This window comes from Pseudoalteromonas sp. RB2-MNA-CIBAN-0110, from assembly GCF_040309305.1.
GTDB lineage: Bacteria > Pseudomonadota > Gammaproteobacteria > Enterobacterales > Alteromonadaceae > Pseudoalteromonas > Pseudoalteromonas arctica.
The window spans coordinates 1-231 of record NZ_JBEOOQ010000353.1 but is presented as its reverse complement, the minus strand read 5'-3'; the positions used below and the strand labels follow the sequence as shown (position 1 = coordinate 231).

1 protein-coding gene is annotated in these 231 nt (G+C 39.4%); it reads left to right on the top strand.

From position 1 onward, the window contains the following. Positions 1-231: hypothetical protein (locus tag AAEY68_RS21770; protein ID WP_350586908.1), on the top strand; the 231-nt coding region annotated here is incomplete at both ends.

The following is a 231-nucleotide window of genomic DNA, read 5'->3' as shown; positions in this document are numbered from 1 at the left end:
GCCAAAGGTTTTAAAATTAAAAAATTTGTCAAACCTCAAGATCCATCGGAATATGTTCGTCAGCTTGAAGAACAAGTTGAGCAATTAAAAAATGAATCACTGCGTAGTTCTGAACGCATAAAAACAGCGGAACAACTAAGTAAAGTCGAATCAGAAAAAGCCATAGCGGAACGTAAACGTGCCGAAAAAATGGCCGAGGACAAAGCTGTATGGGAACAGCTTGCCTTAGAC